General features: G+C 56.1%; 14 protein-coding genes and 1 tRNA gene. 8 read left to right on the forward strand and 7 right to left on the reverse strand.

The genetic code is table 11. From position 1 onward, the window contains the following. Window positions 1-5: 5 nt before the first annotated feature. The 6 genes from AC0V60_RS05995 to ggt all read left to right on the forward strand — a co-directional run bounded on the left by AC0V60_RS05995 (window position 6) and on the right by ggt (window position 9,304). On the forward strand, window positions 6-869 hold the full coding sequence (locus AC0V60_RS05995; RefSeq protein ID WP_486177595.1) for a mechanosensitive ion channel family protein: 864 nt from the start codon (window positions 6-8) through the stop codon (window positions 867-869). Between the two features lie 49 nt (window positions 870-918). Further along, window positions 919-1,830, forward strand: a complete 912-nt coding sequence (locus AC0V60_RS06000) for a haloalkane dehalogenase (RefSeq protein WP_486177596.1) — start codon at window positions 919-921, stop codon at window positions 1,828-1,830. A gap of 29 nt (window positions 1,831-1,859) precedes the next feature. Next, window positions 1,860-3,083, forward strand: a complete 1,224-nt coding sequence (locus tag AC0V60_RS06005; RefSeq protein WP_486177597.1) for an MFS transporter — start codon at window positions 1,860-1,862, stop codon at window positions 3,081-3,083. A 510-nt stretch (window positions 3,084-3,593) separates the two neighbouring features. Continuing rightward, the gene (locus AC0V60_RS06010) at window positions 3,594-6,878 is read left to right on the forward strand and encodes a VPS10 domain-containing protein (RefSeq protein WP_486177598.1); all 3,285 of its coding nucleotides are present in this window, start codon (window positions 3,594-3,596) and stop codon (window positions 6,876-6,878) included. A gap of 55 nt (window positions 6,879-6,933) precedes the next feature. Continuing rightward, complete coding sequence (locus AC0V60_RS06015; RefSeq protein ID WP_486177599.1) at window positions 6,934-7,503, forward strand: PepSY domain-containing protein; 570 nt, start codon at window positions 6,934-6,936, stop codon at window positions 7,501-7,503. A gap of 10 nt (window positions 7,504-7,513) precedes the next feature. Continuing rightward, window positions 7,514-9,304 (forward strand): gamma-glutamyltransferase, encoded by a 1,791-nt coding sequence (gene ggt, locus AC0V60_RS06020; protein ID WP_486177600.1) that lies wholly within the window; start codon window positions 7,514-7,516, stop codon window positions 9,302-9,304. 93 nt (window positions 9,305-9,397) lie between these two features. Here ggt and AC0V60_RS06025 read toward each other — a convergent pair. The 4 genes from AC0V60_RS06025 to grxC all read right to left on the reverse strand — a co-directional run bounded on the left by AC0V60_RS06025 (window position 9,398) and on the right by grxC (window position 11,124). Continuing rightward, window positions 9,398-9,474 (reverse strand) — tRNA-Arg (locus AC0V60_RS06025). A 52-nt stretch (window positions 9,475-9,526) separates the two neighbouring features. Further along, window positions 9,527-10,021 carry a DUF1178 family protein gene (locus AC0V60_RS06030; RefSeq protein WP_486177601.1) on the reverse strand — a complete coding sequence of 165 codons (495 nt, stop codon included), beginning with the start codon at window positions 10,019-10,021 and terminating at the stop codon, window positions 9,527-9,529. Between the two features lie 9 nt (window positions 10,022-10,030). After that, complete coding sequence (locus AC0V60_RS06035) at window positions 10,031-10,849, reverse strand: carbon-nitrogen hydrolase family protein (RefSeq protein WP_486177602.1); 819 nt, start codon at window positions 10,847-10,849, stop codon at window positions 10,031-10,033. 11 nt (window positions 10,850-10,860) lie between these two features. Then, window positions 10,861-11,124 (reverse strand): glutaredoxin 3, encoded by a 264-nt coding sequence (grxC, locus tag AC0V60_RS06040; RefSeq protein WP_486177603.1) that lies wholly within the window; start codon window positions 11,122-11,124, stop codon window positions 10,861-10,863. Window positions 11,125-11,297: 173 nt separating this feature from the next. Here grxC and AC0V60_RS06045 point away from each other — a divergent pair, with 173 nt between their 5' ends. Then, entirely contained in the window at window positions 11,298-11,786 is a 489-nt protein-coding gene (locus AC0V60_RS06045) for an Hsp20 family protein (RefSeq protein ID WP_486177604.1), read from the forward strand. Window positions 11,787-12,252: 466 nt separating this feature from the next. Here the strand turns inward: AC0V60_RS06045 and pyrG are convergent, their stop codons facing one another. The 3 genes from pyrG to tpiA form a co-directional block, all read right to left on the reverse strand. Then, window positions 12,253-13,890, reverse strand: coding sequence for a CTP synthase (gene pyrG / locus AC0V60_RS06050; protein ID WP_486177605.1), 1,638 nt, complete (start codon window positions 13,888-13,890; stop codon window positions 12,253-12,255). 107 nt (window positions 13,891-13,997) lie between these two features. Then, complete coding sequence (gene secG, locus AC0V60_RS06055) at window positions 13,998-14,393, reverse strand: preprotein translocase subunit SecG (protein ID WP_486177606.1); 396 nt, start codon at window positions 14,391-14,393, stop codon at window positions 13,998-14,000. A gap of 134 nt (window positions 14,394-14,527) precedes the next feature. Further along, a complete protein-coding gene (tpiA, locus tag AC0V60_RS06060; protein WP_486177607.1) occupies window positions 14,528-15,292 on the reverse strand; it encodes a triose-phosphate isomerase in 765 nt (254 codons plus the stop codon). Window positions 15,293-15,585: 293 nt separating this feature from the next. On the opposite strand from tpiA, the gene AC0V60_RS06065 reads away from it, so the two are divergent. Continuing rightward, complete coding sequence (locus tag AC0V60_RS06065) at window positions 15,586-17,523, forward strand: peptidylprolyl isomerase (protein ID WP_486177608.1); 1,938 nt, start codon at window positions 15,586-15,588, stop codon at window positions 17,521-17,523. Window positions 17,524-17,544: the final 21 nt, after the last annotated feature.

Here is a 17,544-nt window from a genome sequence, read left to right on the forward strand (position 1 = left end):
CTTTTATGTTAGAACCGCTTTTTGATCAGATTAATGCCATGCTCGCCGGCGCGGTGGCTTCAATTCCTTCTCTTTTGATTGCTGCAATTATCCTCACTGTTACATGGGTTTTTGCGAAGTTTACCAGCAGGATTAGCCACCGCATCATTGGTAGAACGGACCTGCGCCCTTCTCTGCGTGCGCTCATCGAAACCGTGGTCCGGCTTGGTATGTGGCTCACCGGCGCAATGCTTGCTGCGCTGGTTGTATTTCCGAATTTCAGCCCTTCTGGCCTGCTTGCAGGACTGGGCATTGGCGCGGTTGCAATCGGCTTTGCATTTCAGGACTTCTTTGAAAATTTCCTTGCCGGCGTGATGATCATGCTGCGCGAGAAGATGGAAATTGGCGATGTTGTCAAAACGGGAGATATTCACGGCAAGATCGAGTTTATCTCGCTTCGCGAAACCCATATCCGTGCGTTTTCAGGCGAACTTCATGTCCTGCCAAATGCGATCCTTTTCAAAGAACCGCTCGAGGTCGTCACCGATCTTGAGGAGCGCCGCTTCGAGGTCATGATTGGCGTATCATACGACACTGACCTAGAGCATGCGAACAGCGTTTTGCATAGGGCGGTGAAAAGCGTGGATCTCGTAAGCAAGGACAAAGACATTCAGATCCTCGCTGACAATTTCGGCTCAAGCTCGGTCGATTTCCGCGTGCGTTGGTGGGCTGCCTCCTCCGGGACCGATGCGGTGATGAACCGTGACCACGTTGTGCGCGCAATCAAACGCGAACTCGACAACGCGAAGATCGAAATCCCCTTCCCCTACATCACCCATACGTTCAAAGAAGATGTGCCCGTGCAGGAAGGATTGCGCAAAGCGGCTTGATCGCCGCCTGTTTGATCTCTTCTTGTCCCATGTGACGGAGAGATCAACAATGCAAATTTTGAAATATGAACCCGCCCGGTTTGATGCTGTTCCGGATTACCCTTTTGAGGAGAACTGGCAGAGCGTCGATCTGGGCGAGGGTTTTTCCGCCCGAATGCACTACGTTGACGAGGGGCCAAGAGATGGTCCCGCTGTCCTGCTCTTCCACGGTGAGCCAAGCTGGAGCTTTCTCTACCGCAAAATGATCCCCGTTTTGGTCGGTGCCGGTTTCCGTTGCCTTGCGCCCGACCTCATTGGTTTTGGCAAAAGCGATAAGCCTGATGACATCGGTTTTTATACCTACGATCGGCACATTAGCTGGCTTAGCCAGTGGCGCGATGCGGTTGTGCCCGATGTAGCAGGTCTGTTTTGTCAGGATTGGGGCGGGCTTTTGGGCCTTCGCATGGTGGGTGAGGCACCTGATCGCTTTCAATATGTGGTGGCATCTAACACCTTTCTTCCCACGGGCGGCACGCCTTCACCCGCATTTCTGGCTTGGCGCCAGTTTGCCAAGACCTCTCCCGAATTTGAGATCGGAGAACTGCTTCAACGCGCCACCGCGACGCAGCGGAGCGCCGAAGAGGTTGCGGCCTATGACGCGCCATTTCCCGATGAGCCTAGCAAAGCGGGCGCCCGCGCCTTCCCTGCGCTTGTGCCTGTCGAAGATGGAATGGACGGGATTGAGCAAAACAAAGCGGCTTGGAAAGGTCTTGCTGGCTTCGACAAACCGTTCCTGACCTTATTTGGTGAGGATGACCCTGTCACTGGCGGTTTGGCACAGCCCCTTATTGACAATATCGCGGGCGCGGTGGGACAGCCCCATGGCATGCTTTCTACCTGCGGGCATTTTTGCCAGGAAGATCGCCCGGCCGAGCTAGCGCAAGGGGTAATCGACACGGCCAAAGAAGCAGGTGTGCTCTGAGCGAGACGGCGAACGCTGCCCCAGCTAAATTGAGCAGCGTCACTCCTCAACACCTAAGCCGGCGGCAAGAATTTGGTCTTGCGGTCACCGTTTCGGTCGTCTGCGCCAATGCGTACTACATCCACCCGATTATCAGCGAGGTGGCTAAGGCTTTTGGCGTGAGCAACGCGCAAATCGGCATTGTGCCTGCGCTCAATCAGTTGGCGCTTGCCCTGGGCATTTTCCTGCTTCTGCCTTTGGGTGATCGCTACTCAAACCGGCGCTTGTCTATTTTTTTCGTGGCAGCTCAAACCGTCTTCCTTCTGGGAATGGCGGTTTCGGAAAGCTTTGCGCTTTTCACGCTTGGCTCCACTCTATTGGGATTTGTCACGATCGCCCCTTATCTGATCCCGGCATTTGCCTCAAAGCGCGTCGCACCCGAACGGCTCGGACAAGTCACCGCATTGCTGACTGCGGGACTCGTGTTTGGAGTGCTATTCTCCCGCGTTGGGGCTGGCATTGTCGCGGAGCTTTACGGCTGGCGCACGGTGTACTGGGTCGCTGTGATCCTCATGATAATAGTGAGCGCCTTTCTGCCTCTCATCATGCGAGAGGAACAGGCGGGTCTTGCACAAAAGCCTAGAGCCCAAAATGATAGCTATGGCGCGCTTCTCGCCTCGGTCTTTACTCTCGCAAAATCGAACCGCGATATGCTCATGTCAGGCATCATTCAGGGGCTCAATTTTGGGAGCTTTATTGCACTTTGGCTTGGCATAGCCTTGCACATCACCAGCGAGCAAATGGGGCACGGCGTCGATGTTGTCGGTTATCTCGCTGGCATTGCCCTCGTCAGCGTATTTATGACGCCGCGCCTTGGACAGTGGGCTGACCGCGTAGGGGCCAAACGCGCGCGCCTCAGCGTTGCGATTGTGCAGGTTGTCGGCATCGCTTTGCTGTATCCGTTCGGGGGAAATGTGTGGGGGCTGATTGTTCCTCTGGTCATAATAAATGCAGTTGGCCCCACTGTCGATGTGACAGGAAGAATGACCTTTCTCATTCAGGAACCCGAAATCCGCACACGGCTTAGCACCACCTACATCGTTATCATGTTCTTGGGCGGCGCGATGGGGAGCATTTTGGGGACAAGCGTTTATGATTTGGGCGGCTGGGAAGGCACCTGCGCATTGGTCCTAGGGATGTCGCTTACGATTGTGACACTGTGTTTTGCCGCCCGCCGAACGGAAAAGGCGCAGGACAAAAGCGCATCTAGGTAACAATGCCTAGGGTATTGCTAGTGCTCTTTAGCAACCATATGCCTAAAGAGGTGAAGAGCTCGCTACGGAACTCGCCGAAGGAGGAAAACCCTAACCTTTCTCTCTCTCAGGCTTCCGCCGAACGATCTCGAAAAGCCATCCTGGTTTGCTCGGTAGAGCAACCGACATATGAAGGGCGCTGCGGCATCCATTTCCGAACGGTTCGGTTCTTCCGGGCGCTGTTGACGGAAATTGCCGAGCGCCTTTCTCTTTGGCGCTGTCATCTAAGACCTTACGCGGTGTAGCTCGTCCGACAGACTTTACGCTTGGTCGGAATTTCCTTGCGCCTGCAGGACAGAAAAATGCGTCCATCTATCCACGATAAGGCGTGGGGCAAATCTGTTTGGCAGTTGATGCAGAGCTGATGAGAGCCTAGCCATGTTACATAAAAGGGGTTGGCGCTGAGTCTTCACCCCATTGTCGATTACAATCCTCGCGGCAGTTTCACGGTTCCGCGAACTGGGGGGCTGAATGTCGCTACAAAAACTTTTCCTCGCACTCCTTGCCGCCTTCAGTTTGGCTATCTCTGGCCTTGGAACTGCTGCTTTAGCGCAAGATGAAAAAGACAAGCCAGCGCTATCAAGCGGCACGTTTAACGCGTTTAAGCTGCGCGGCATCGGCCCGGCCTTTATGTCTGGCCGGATCGCTGACATCGCGATTGTACAGGACGATCCGGCGACGTGGTATGTGGCTGTGGGCTCTGGCGGTGTTTGGAAGACGGAGAATGCGGGCACCACTTGGAAAAGCTTGTTCGACGGACAAACCTCTTATTCCATTGGCTCGCTTGGCTTAGACCCGAGCGATCCTAGCCGCATTTGGGTTGGCACAGGTGAAAACCATGGCGGCCGTCACTTGGCCTATGGTGATGGCATCTATCTTTCCGAAGATGGCGGTCAAACCTGGAAGAAGAAAGGCCTCGAGGCCTCAGAACGCATCGGCAAGATCATCGTGCACCCCGAAGATTCAAACACCGTTTGGGTAGCAGCTCAAGGCCCGATCTGGAGCGCTGGCGGCGAACGCGGCGTTTACAAAACCACCGATGGCGGTGAGACGTGGACCCAAGTTCTCTCCTCTGACAACGGGCACACCGGTGCTGGCGATTTGATGATTGACCCGGGCAACCCGGACCGCCTCTATGCCACCACATGGCAGCGTCACCGCACGGTTGCCGCCTATGTTGGCGGCGGCCCGGAAAGCGGCATATGGCGCTCAGAAGACGGCGGTGAGACTTGGACTGAGCTCAAAACCGGCCTTCCCAAAGGCAATATGGGCAAGATCGGCATTGCGATCTCTCCGATCCAAACCGACGTTGTTTATGCCGCAATTGAGCTGGACCGGCGCGAGGGCGGTATTTGGCGCTCTGATGATCGCGGTTCGAGCTGGACCAAGATGTCTGACACCGTGTCAGGCGGCACCGGCCCGCACTACTATCAAGAGCTCTACGCAAGCCCGCACTATTTCGACCGCATCTATCTGATGTCGAACACAAGTCAAATTTCAAACGATGGCGGCAAGACTTTCAGCAACCTCAACAATGAATTGAAGCACGTTGATGATCACGCCCTCGCCTTCCGGCCGGATGATCCTGAATATGTGCTGTTTGGTTCTGATGGCGGCCTTTACGAAAGCTATGACCACACCAAAACGTGGCGCTTCATCAACAATCTGCCTGTGACCCAGTTCTACAAGGTTGCCGTCGATGATGCTGAGCCATTCTACTACGTTTATGGCGGGACACAGGATAACAATTCGCAAGGCGGTCCATCGCGCACTGATAACCGTCACGGCATCCGCAACGATGATTGGTTCATCACGCTGTTTGCCGATGGACACCAGTCTGCGACTGAGCCAGGCAACCCCAACATTATGTATGCGCAGTGGCAGCAAGGTAATTTGGCGCGCGTTGACCGTATCACCGGCGAGGTGGTCCACATTCAGCCGCAAGCTGCTCCCGGTGAGCCGATCATGCGCTGGAACTGGGATGCGCCTATTCTGGTGAGCCAGCATGAGCCCACCCGCATCTATCACGCATCGCAAAAACTGTGGCGTTCGGATGATCGCGGCGACACTTGGCGCGCGATTTCACCAGACCTCACCCGCGACGAGAACCGTCTGCGTCTGCCCGTTCAGGGGCGTCAGCACAGCTGGGATGCGGGCTGGGATATTCTCGCCATGTCACAGTACAATACTATTGCGAACATCGGGGAGAGCCCGCTGGATGAAAACCTGCTTTACGTGGGCACCGATGACGGCCTTATCCAAGTCACAGAAGACGGCGGCAACACATGGCGGCGTTTGGAAGTGGGCTCCATGCCCGGTGTTCCTGACACCGCCTATGTGAACGACATTCGCGCCGATTTGTTCGATGTGAACACGGTCTATGCCGCGCTCGACAACCACAAATATGGCGATTTCAAACCGTATTTGCTCAAGAGCACAAACCGCGGCCGCACTTGGACCTCGATCAAGAGCAATATCCCTGACCGTCACCTCGTATGGCGCATTGTTCAGGATCACAAAAACCCCAACCTGCTCTTCACCGCCACCGAATTTGCGCTGTTCTTCAGCGTCGATGGCGGGGCAAAATGGGTGAAGATGACCGGTGATGCTCCAACAATTGGGTTTCGCGATCTGACGATTCAGCGCCGCGAAGATGACTTAGTCGCCGCCAGCTTTGGCCGTGGCTTCTTCATCGTCGACGATATTTCGCCGTTGCGCGAAGTCAGCGAAGCAAGCCTGCGTTCAGAAGCCATGCTCTTCCCGGGCCGCAAAGCGTGGTGGTATATTGAACAGCACCCGCTGGCCTTCTCCGAAGGCGGATCGCAAGGCCATGGTTACTACCGTGCGCCTAACCCAGAGTTTGGAGCAAACTTCACCTATTATCTGGCGGACGATATTCAGTCGCTGAAAGACATTCGCCAAGAGCGGGAAAAGCCGATTGCCAAAGAAGGCGGCAACAACCCGTTCCCTAGCTTTGATAGCCTCACACAGGAAATCCTTGAAGAGAAGCCAGCGATCTACCTCACCGTTCGCGATAGCGACGGCAATGTGGTGCGCCGCATCAAAGGACCGGCCACGAAAGGCTTTCACCGAGTGAATTGGGACCTTCGTTTCCCAAGCCAATCTGCGGTTACCCGCGCGCCGGGACCAAACTCGGATGGCAGCGGGTTTCTTGTGAGCCCCGGCCAATACACCGTCTCGCTGTCCAAGCGGGTTCGCGGTGTAACCAGTGAGCTGGTCTCAGGTCAGCCATTCAACGTCGAACGCCTGCGTGACGGTGCTTTGCCAGCGCAGGCCGATGCGGCTGATTTCTGGAGAGAAATCTCGGCCTTTGACCGGACAGTCTCGGCGGCCAATGCGACGCTTGAGAACGCCAAGAGGCGCATTGATCTAATGAGGGTTGCGGTAAGCCGTGCTGGCGGAGACGTCACAGCGCTCGACGACCGACTTACCGCGCTTCGCAGTGAGGCCAATACGCTTGATGCGTTGATGAATGGGAACCAAGCGCGCAATGCCATCGCAGAGCGAACTCAGCCGACCGTTCGCAGCCGCCTTGGCACGGTCATGTTCGGGGTCAGCGCCTCGACCTATGGTCCAACCAATACGCACCGCGAGCAGTTCGGTTTTGCACAGTCTGAATTTACCGAAATCAAGAACCGCTTGCGCACTCTTACAGAAAACAGTCTTCCTGCTTACGAACGTGAGCTTGAAGCAGCTGGTGCACCTTGGGTCGCTGGAAGCGCTCTTCCTCAATAACGATAGGCTTAAAGGGGGCTTGCCTTAGGGCGGTCCCCACCTAAAACGGGTCCTCATGAACGCAAAACGCCTGTTTCGTCAGGTCCACTACTGGCTTTCGGTCGCTGTCTTTATTCCTGCTGCAATCATGTTTGTCGCTGGCGGCATGCTGATGCTCAAAAAAGAGATTGAGTGGATCCAACCCGGCACTGAGCGCGGGGTGGTTGAAGACACCATTCCCACCATCTCCTACGATCAAATGGTCGAGGCCGCGCGCGCGCATCCCGAGGCTGGCATTGCAGACTGGACCGACATCGACCGCATCGACCTTCGTGTGGACCGCGGTGTGGCCAAACTTCGGGCGAACTCTGGCTGGGAAGTGCAGATCGACACCAGCACCGCTGAGGTCCTCAAAGTCGCCTACCGACGCTCGGACACGATTGAGGCCATTCATGACGGATCGTGGTTTGCCGATTGGGTGAAACTCTATGTTTTTCTGCCCATTGGTGTCATCCTCATCATCATGTGGGGAACCGGCGGCTATTTGTTTTTGTTACCCTATTTAGCGAAGTCAAAAAAGAAGCGCGCCAAAAAGGTCGCCCCAAAAAATGGTACACCGACCAGTACTCCGCCCGCCACCAATTGAGGGAAATCTCATGAGAATTCTTGCCGCCGCTGCCTCACTGTTCGCCCTTGTAGCAACGCCCATTTCAGCGCAGGAAACGCGCCCCGTTGAGGAGCAAATCGGTGCTGGCGGGCGTCCCGTAGGTGCCAATTGGTCACGCAGCCCGGTCTATGCCGAAAACGGCATGGCTGCGACTGCTCACCCATTGGCGACGCAAATTGCCCTCCAGGTGCTTCGCGAAGGCGGCAATGCAGTGGATGCCGCGATTGCAGCGAACGCAGCGCTCGGCCTGATGGAGCCAACCGGTAACGGCATTGGCGGTGATCTGTTTGCTATAATCTATGATCCCAAAACTGATCAGCTTTACGGCCTCAATGGCTCTGGCCGCTCGCCGGCAGGTCAGTCACTCGATCAACTGCTTAAGAAGTTGGACGGTGCCGATGCGCTGCCAGTTGTGGGCCCCCTCCCCGTCACTATTCCCGGAACGGTCGATGGATGGTTTGAAATGCATGAGCGCTTTGGCTCGATGCCGATGAGCGACGTGCTCGCACCTACTGTTGAATATGCACGCAATGGGCACCCGGTTGCCCCGGTCATTGCGATGTATCTCGACCGTTCCTTGCGATCCTATACGCGGCGGCTTGAGACTACGGCGTTCGAGTTCGACAATGCCCGTACCACCTATTTTGCCGACGGAGCACCGGAAGCTGGCGACATCTTTAAGAACCCTGATCTCGCCGATACGCTCGAGACCATCGGGCGCGAGGGCCGCAATGCGTTCTACCAAGGCGATTTGGCCAAGGTTATGGTCGACTATCTCCAGCGCCAGGGTTCAGCCTTCACAATGGAAGACTTCGCCGCGCATGAGAGCGAGTGGGTCGATGTGGCCTGTGCAGGTTACCGCGACGGGTTTGAGCTATGCGAGCTTCCACCAAACTCACAAGGCTTTGCCGCCTTGCAGATGGTGAACATCCTCAAGAATGTGGACCTGCGACAATGGGAACGCGGCAGCCCAGAGGTCATTCACTACATCACCGAGGCTAAACGGCTCGCCTATGCCGATGTAGCGCGGTTTTATGCCGACCCTTCGTTCTCCACTTTGCCTGAAGAATTGCTGAGCGAAGAGTACGGCAAACAGCGTTTTGCACTGATTGATCCTGCCAAAGCGACGCCTGTGTTCGCTCCGGGTGAGCCTGCGCCTGAGCCAAAGTTAGAGGGCGAAGGCGACACCACATACCTCACCGTGACCGACAAAGACGGCATGATGGTGAGCCTCATCCAATCCAACTATCGCGGCATGGGCGGCGGCCTTGTCCCTGATGGATTGGGTTTCATGCTGCAAGATCGCGGCGAACTTTTCAGCCTCGATCCTGAGCACCCCAACGCTTACGAACCTGGCAAACGCCCCTTTCACACCATCATTCCAGCCTTTGTGAAGAAGGACGGCAAACCCTTTATGACCCTTGGCCTAATGGGCGGCGGGATGCAGCCTCAGGGGCATGTGCAGGTTCTGATTAACATGGCCGACTATGGCATGAATGTTCAGGAAGCGGGCGATGCCGCGCGCATCAATCATGACGGCGGACGGCAGCCTACAGACACGCTCAGCGGGCCAATTGATGATGATCTGGGAACGCTCAATGTCGAACCCGGCATCCCGGCTGAAACCATCGAAGCCTTGCGCGCCATGGGTCACAATGTGCGCGTGGTCGATAACGGCATCATGTTTGGCGGCTATCAGGCAATCGTGCGCGATGCGGAAACAGGCGTTTATGCAGGCGCGACCGAGATGCGTAAGGATGGTCAGGCGAGCGGGTATTGAGGCCGAACGGACCGATAGGTCCGCAAGGGCGACCGCCCGCCCGCAGCGGTTCCGCAGCGTAGCGAAGGAAGTCTAGCGAGGATTTGCCGAAAATGGTGATCCCGGCAGGATTTGAACCTGCGGCCTTTGGATTAGGAATCCAACGCTCTATCCACCTGAGCTACGGGACCGACCATCTGCTCCCATAGCATTATGGAGCGCGTGATCAATTCAGCTCTCGCGTCAGTTTAGCTTTTCTGGCGGAGCCACGGGAAGCGGCAGCGGCGCGACGGCCACGCCTTCATCGACAAGCTCTTTGGCCTCTTCAAGGCTCGCTTGTCCGTGGATTACCTCAGCATCGCGCTCACCATAGTGCATTTCGCGGGCCTGCTTGGAGAAGTCCTCGCCCACATATGTGCTATTTTCGAGCGCTTTAGCCTGCGCTTTTGCCAGCGTTTCGATGGCTTTTTTGACCTCAGCGGGCGGCTCAGCATTGGAGACGGCTTGCCCTTCGCCTGATACCGGCTGAACGGGCTGCTGCGGTGTTGGTGCAAGGTCCCGCTTGGTATTGCCTTTTGCGGGCACGGCCGGCGCCATGGGAGCTTTGCTCACCGCAGCCGTCTCACACTCAGGGCACGTCACAAGGCCGCGCGCCTGTTGCTCCTCAAATGCAGAGGATGACTTGAACCACCCTTCAAAGCGGTGGCCGTGTTCACAAGAAAGGTCGAATACGATCATTGTGCGGGACTAATTGGGGATTTTGCGGCGGTTGGCAAGGCTTGGGATTTGCGAGCGTACCTCTGCGATGCGGCCAAGGTCGATCTCGCAAAAACCAAGGCCCGGTCCATCCCCGCCCATATCAAGGAGAACCTTGCCCCAAGGGTCTACCACAAGCGAGTGGCCATAGGTCTCGCGCCCATCCTCGTGTTTGCCCACTTGCGCTGCTGCAATGACAAATGCGCTCGCTTCTATGGCGCGGGCTCGGAGGAGAACGTGCCAATGCGCCTCGCCGGTAGGCCTAGTGAACGCAGCAGGCACAGCGATGGTGTCGCATTGCCTTTGGCCTAGCTTCTCGAACAACGCCGGAAAGCGCATATCATAACAGATCGCAAGGCCCAGCCTCCCCACTGGCGTATGGGAGATAACGACAGCGCGCCTGCCTGACTCGTAAGCGTTGCTCTCTCGCCAGCTTTCACCGTTTTCCAGATCAACGTCGAACATATGGATTTTATCGTATGTTTCCGGCTCTCCCAAGGTCCAGCGCAAGTAATGTGAACGGTTCGCCCATTTGCCTGAATGAGCTCGGACCGGCAGAGAGCCTATAGCGACATCAATCGCCCAATCGTTCGCTGATAGCTGGAGCGAAGTGATCATCTTTGCTGGCGCATTGCTTTCAATCCAAGGCCCTGCGCGATTTCGATCCTTGTCGAGCAGGAGAGACATCTCCGGAGTGAATAGGACTTCGGCTCCAGCTTCAGCAGCCTTTTCCATAGCGTCTTCGATGATGAGACAATTCGCCTCAGGATCAATCCCTGAAGTCATCTGCAAGACAGCAATCTTTGGCACGTTGCAGTGTCCTAGCCCGCCAGAAGCGCGTCGAGCTTCCCTTGCGCCTCAAGCGCGGCAAGATCATCAGAGCCCCCCACATAGGTCTCGCCGATAAAAATTTGCGGCACGGTGCGCGCTTGCGGGGCGCGAGAGATCATCTCATCGCGCTTTTCACCGTCCACGGTGATGTCGAATTCGTTGTAGGCGGCGTCCTTACTGTCGAGCAGGTGTTTGGCCCGCACACAGAAGGGGCAGCCGAATTTGGTGTAGATATCAATCACTGGCGTTGTCATAATTTTCCAATCCCAAAGCCTCTTGAAAGGCACTTTCGCATTACTAACTAATGTGTGTCGCCGCATTTCGCCAGTCTTGGGAGATGCAACAGCGGCAAATAGCCAGCAGACGCCGCATGCAACGCGGGTCTGCGAACACAACCAAATTGCTCAAACAAGAGGATTTGTACATTATGTCACGTCTTGATTTTACTCCCTATCGCCGCAGCACCGTCGGCTTTGATCGTCTCTTCGACATGCTCGAAAGTCAGGCGCGCGCGAGTTCCGGGGACAATTACCCCCCTTTCAACATCGCTCGTAACGGCGAAGACACCTACCGCATCACTCTGGCCGTGGCCGGTTTCCGCCCGCAGGATATTGATATCACTGCGCAGGCGAATTTGTTGACCGTTCAAGGCCGCAAGCGCGAGGATGCTGATGAGGGCGCTGAAATGCTCCATATCGGGATTGCGAACCGCGGGTTTGAGCGCCGCTTCGAGCTTGCCGACTATGTGCGCGTGGACAACGCAGCGCTTGCCGATGGCCTTTTGGTGATCGACCTTGTCCGCGAAATTCCTGAGGCGATGAAGCCGAAGAAAATCGCTGTGAACGCCGCTGCGACCCTCGCCGCTGTTCCCACGCGGGAGCCTGAGGATGGAACGTCCGAAGCGGACGCGGCTTAGGCGGCGGGCCTCAAGGCGGATAAAACCGAGCTTTTAATCCAGCCTTTTACAGTCAGTATGACAAGAACGGCGGCGGCTCCGATTGAGCCGCCGCTTATGTGCCCTAAAAAAGGCGGCAGCCCCGATGGAGCCGCCGCCTGTATAGTTGATAAAGGGACGGCTCCGATGGAGCCGTCCCTGCGACTGTTGTCGCCCCGACCAAGTATGGCCGTCCGGGTCGCAATAGACGGCCATTCCCCAGTTCGAGCTCAATGCAGCTGAGGGCATCTTTGCCCACCGGTTCCTAACCTGCTGCCTAAACCACTCGCCTCGCTTTAACGGGCGTGAACTTTGTTCAGGATGCGGCATCAAACGCTTAAGATCGTCAGACCGGCACCCGAGAACCACTCTAGGCCTAACTGCGATTTGCTAACTTGTACGTATGCGACAAAGTCACTTTGGACACAAAAGTGCCGATATTTGTGCCCTAGACAAGCCGCGATTGCTCGAGAGCTGCTTCGATAAACCCAGCAAAAAGCGGATGGGGATCGAATGGCTTTGATTTGAGCTCCGGGTGGAATTGTACACCCACGAACCACGGATGATCGGGCCGCTCAACAATCTCAGGCAAGAGGCCGTCCGGCGACATGCCGGCAAACACCAAGCCGCCGCTTTCGAGCGGCTCGATGTAAGCGCTGTTCACTTCGTAGCGGTGGCGGTGGCGTTCTGAGATAGCCTCAGCCCCGCCATAAATGCGTGATGTGTGGCTGTTTGAACCGAGCTTTGCTTCGTAAGCGCCTAGACGCATGGTGCCGCCCATGTCGCCGCCCTCTTCGCGGCTTTGTAGGCCTTCCTCGGTCATCCACTCGGTGATGATACCGACGACCGGCTCTTTGGTCTCGCCGAATTCGGTAGAGGACGCATCTGTAATGCCAGCAGTGCGCGCGCCTTCGATGCAGGCCATCTGCATGCCGAGGCAAATCCCAAAGAATGGCACTTTGCGCTCGCGGGCGAAGCGGACAGAGGAAATCTTGCCCTCGCTTCCGCGTTCACCAAAACCGCCGGGCACAAGGATGCCGTGCATAGGCTCAAGGGCTGAGACGATATCCGCCTCATCGTCGCCCTCGAAGATTTCAGCGTCGATCCATTTGATGTTGACCTTTACCCGGTTGGCAAGGCCGCCATGCACGAGCGCTTCATTAAGGCTCTTATAAGCATCTGGAAGGCCGACATATTTGCCTACTACACCGATTGTAACTTCGCCCTCTGGGTTGAAGTATCGGTCGGTGACGTCGTTCCATGAGGAAAGGTCGGGTGCGGGCGCATCGGTGATACCAAAGCCGCGCAGTACCTCTTCATCAAGGCCCACCTCGTGATATTGTAGTGGGACCGAATAGATCGACGGCGCGTCCAGCGCAGGGATCACAGCCTGTTTGCGCACGTTACAGAAGTTCGCAATCTTCTGACGCTCGCCATCAGGGATTGGATGTTCTGCGCGGCATAGCAACACATCAGGCTTGATCCCAAGCGAGGCCAGTTCGCGCACAGAGTGCTGTGTCGGCTTGGTCTTCAGCTCTCCTGCCGCTGCAATATACGGTACAAGGGTCACATGAACGCTGAGCGTTTGGAACGGCTCCAGCTCGTTACGGATCTGGCGGATCGCTTCCATGAAGGGCAGCGATTCAATGTCGCCGACGGTGCCGCCGATCTCACATAGGATGAAATCATGGTCGTCCTGATCAGCTAAGGCGAACTGTTTGATCGCATCGGTTACATGCGGGATCACCTGAACCGTCGCGCCCAAATAATCACCGCGCCGCTCTTTCGCGATAATGTCGCGGTAGACGCGCCCTGAGGTGATGTTGTCGCTCTGGCGCGCGGAGACGCCTGTGAAGCGTTCGTAATGCCCCAGATCAAGGTCCGTTTCAGCCCCGTCATCGGTCACATAGACCTCGCCGTGTTGATACGGGCTCATCGTGCCTGGATCGACGTTCAAATAAGGGTCAAACTTGCGGATACGGACCTTGTACCCGCGCGCCTGTAAGAGGGCAGCAAGACTTGCTGCCATGAGACCTTTGCCGAGCGAGGAGACCACGCCGCCGGTGATAAAAATGTACCGCGCCATGGGAGGCAAGCCTTAAGCGTGTGAGGGGATTCGGGGCAAGTAAATTGCCGCGTCATAGGGCTCGCAATCCACAAGTGTGGTCTTGGGCTCTTGAAATATTGGCGAAATTATTCGCTCAGCGGATCGTCGCTTGGTGTCTCTGCGCCATCCTGCGCGGCATCTTCGCCTTCGCTGAGCAGATCATCGCCGGTCGCATCATCAGACAGCGCATCACCGAGAACATCGGGAGCCGACAAATCGCGGTCGAGTGTGGTTGTCACATCCCCAACGCTCGATTCGCTCACAGCAATCGCTGCCAAAACGATCGAAAGCGTCACAAAAGCCACCGCAAGCCACTTAGTCGACCGGGTCAGAAAATCTGCCGCACCGCGCGCACCGAGCGCTCCTGAAGGGTTGCCTCCAATTCCAAGTCCCCCGCCTTCGGAGCGCTGCATAAGCACCACGCCCACAAGCGCGGCAGCAATCATGGCCTGAATGACAGTGAGAATAATGAAAAGCGACATGGGCTGGTTCTTCTAATTGGTGAGCTCTTGCAAAGCGCACTTAGTGATAAGCGCCGCCTGCGACAAGGTTGGTTAGAAATTCACTGCGTTGCGGTGCGTCTGCTCACCGCCGGTGAGTGACACCCAATACACAATTAGTCGTCGGGCGTCTCTGCTGCTGCAAGAGCAATTCCCATAAAGCTATCCGCGGTGAGGCTGGCACCGCCCACAAGCGCGCCGCCAACATTGGCAACGTTAAAAATTTCGCCCGCGTTTTCAGGTTTCACTGATCCGCCATAAAGGATCCTCACCGCGCCGCCATGCTCTTCGCCGTACATCTTGATCAAAAGATTGCGAATTTCGCCGTGCATTTCCTCAATGTCGGCCGCCTGCGCCGTCTTTCCAGTACCAATCGCCCAAATGGGCTCATAGGCAACAGCAAGCGACTCCGCTGGTTCCTCGATCTCAACGGGCAGCGATGCTTTGAGTTGACGCGTTACAAAAGTGATCGCATCGCCTTTATCGCGGGTTTCCTCGCTCTCTCCGCAGCACATGATGATGCGCAAGCCAGACGCAAGGGCCGAATGCGCCTTTGCCTGCACCAAAGCATTGGTCTCTTTGTGCGCTTGCCTGCGTTCTGAGTGTCCAAGGATTACAAACTTGCCGCCGGCATCCGCCACCATGGCCGCAGAAATATCGCCTGTATGCGCGCCGCCATCGTGCTCATGGCAATCCTGCGCACCAACAGCGATCTGTTCAGCCTCGCGGTGAATGGGATGGATCAAAGTGTAGGGAGGAGCGATCGCCACCTCGACCTTCATAAGGCGCTGAGCGGCCCGATCTATCGAACGCGCCTCAGACAGCATGGCCCGCGTGCCATGCATTTTCCAATTTCCAACGATGTATGGGCGCTGGGACATTCAAATTCCTGCAATCATAATGTGTCGAATCTTCGCTCGGGATGTACGCATGAGCGGCCCGGTCGGCTAGCGGAGCGATTAAGTTTAGTCAAAACCCCTTTCAACCTGTTGCCGCGAGGTCGCATGCCCGATAAAGCGCCTTGGAACTTAGTTTCTATCAGAAAAACGCTGTTTTCTCATATTCCAATGCCTTTAATATTCGATTTATACCTTCAGGCCGCACCGACAGTATCCAATTGGTGCAAAATGAAAATGCCAAATCGCTTGATAAAAAATATCGGGAATTGACCTAAATGATTTCGCTTCTCCGCAATTTCTTTCAGTCGAAGATCGGCCTGCCAATCTTTATCGGCTTTCTTGTCATCGTGGCGCTCGCGTTTGCCGCAAGTGATATTTCAGGTTCGGCAACCTTTGGCGGGTTAAGCGGCGATGACAAAATCGCAGCCGTTGGCGGGGATACTATTTCGGCCAATGAAGCAAATGGCGCGATGAACAACGCGGTCACCCGTGCTCGGCAGCAAAACCCCACAATTACCATGCCGCAATTTATTGAAGAGGGCGGTTTCGAGAATGAACTTGAGGTTTTGATCGACCGATATGCGCTTGGCAAATTTGCACAAGACTACGGGCTTCGCGCAGGCGATAACCTCGTAAACAGCGAAATCCTCCAAATTCCGGCATTCCGCAATCTCACAGGCGATTTTGATCAGGACACCTATCAAGCAGCCCTTCGCCGCCAGGGGATTACCGATTCCGTTTTGCGCAAAGATATTGCCGATGGCCTTTTGGCACAGCAAATTTTGCGCCCCGCCCTGGCCGCGCCAAGCCTGCCGCGGGCCGCAGCCAAGCAATACGCAGCGCTCGCTCTTGAGCGCCGCCGGGGACAAATCGCGGTGATTTCGAGCCTTGCCTACGCACCCGAAGACGATCCCAGCGATGAGACGCTCGGCGCTTTTTATGCTGAGAATCAAGAAACATTCGTGGTGCCTGAACGCCGCACTTTGCGTCTTGCACGCTTTGGCGCGGAAAATGTGACCAGCGATCTGACCCCAAGCAGTGAAGCAATTGCTGCGCGTTTTGAACGCGACGCTAAGATTTACGCAGCCCAAGAGCGCCGCGCATTTACCTCTTTCGTGGTCCCCACCGAAGAAGCTGCCAAAACGATCACAGCCCGCATCATAGGCGGTGTAAGCCTTGAGGCGGCGGCTGCGGAAGCCGGCTTCAATGTGTCGGTCGCAGAGCTTCGCGATCAAGAGCAGACCGGCACAGCCACCAGCTTTGCGGTTGCCGAGCAATTGTTTCAAACGGATCGCGGCAATCTCATCGAACCTGCACGAAGCGCGCTTGGTTGGTATGTTGCGCGCGTTGACCAGATCGAGCGCAAACCGGCGCGGCCCCTTAGCGAGGTTCGCGGCGAAATCTCTGAACAACTTCGCGCCGAAGCGCTTGCGGGACAGCTTGCGGAGCTGAGTTCTGAGATTGAAGAGCTGGTGGATACTGGCACATCGCTTATTGATGTCGCCCAGGAATATGGTCTGCAAGTCGATGTCACTCCTGATATTACGGCAGACGGTGCGGTCTTTGGTGCACCGGGACAATCCATCGCACAGGCGGTTCGTCCAATTCTCGAGACTGCCTTCCAAATGGAGCAAGGCAACCCGCAGCTCGCTGTCCTTAGCGCTGGCGAACAATTCCTTATCTTCGATGTCTCCAATATCACTGAAAGCGCCGCGCCTCCTCTTGATGAGGTCCGCGAACAGGCCGCCGCAGCTTGGCGTATCTCGGAAGGAAGCAAAGAAGCGAAGAAAGTGGCCGAGAAAGTTCTCGAAAGCATGAAAGGCGGCGCCTCTGTCACGGACGCATTGGCCAAAGCAAACGCACAGGGTCAGCGGGTCGAACAGATTGATCTTACCCGACAGGAACTGATCGCCAATTCGCGGCAGGGCCTGCCATCGTCTTTGGTGCTCATGTTCTCTATGGCGCAGGGATCGGCAAAGCTGCTTGAGAACGAAAACCAACTGGGATGGTTTGTAATCAACCTTGATGAGATAGCGGTTGACGAGGTTGCTGACGATAACCCGCTTCTGGCACAAACCCAGTCGCAAATCTCCGCTGCACTGAGCGCTGAATATGCAGCCCAGCTTTCCGCTGCTGTCCGTGCAGAAGTCGGGGTGGAGCGCAATGAAGACGCTATCAAAGCCCTTCGCCGCACGCTCGCTGGTGAAAGTTAAGCAGCCCTTGCTGCAAGCAAC

The organism is Erythrobacter sp. S259 (assembly GCF_057364965.1).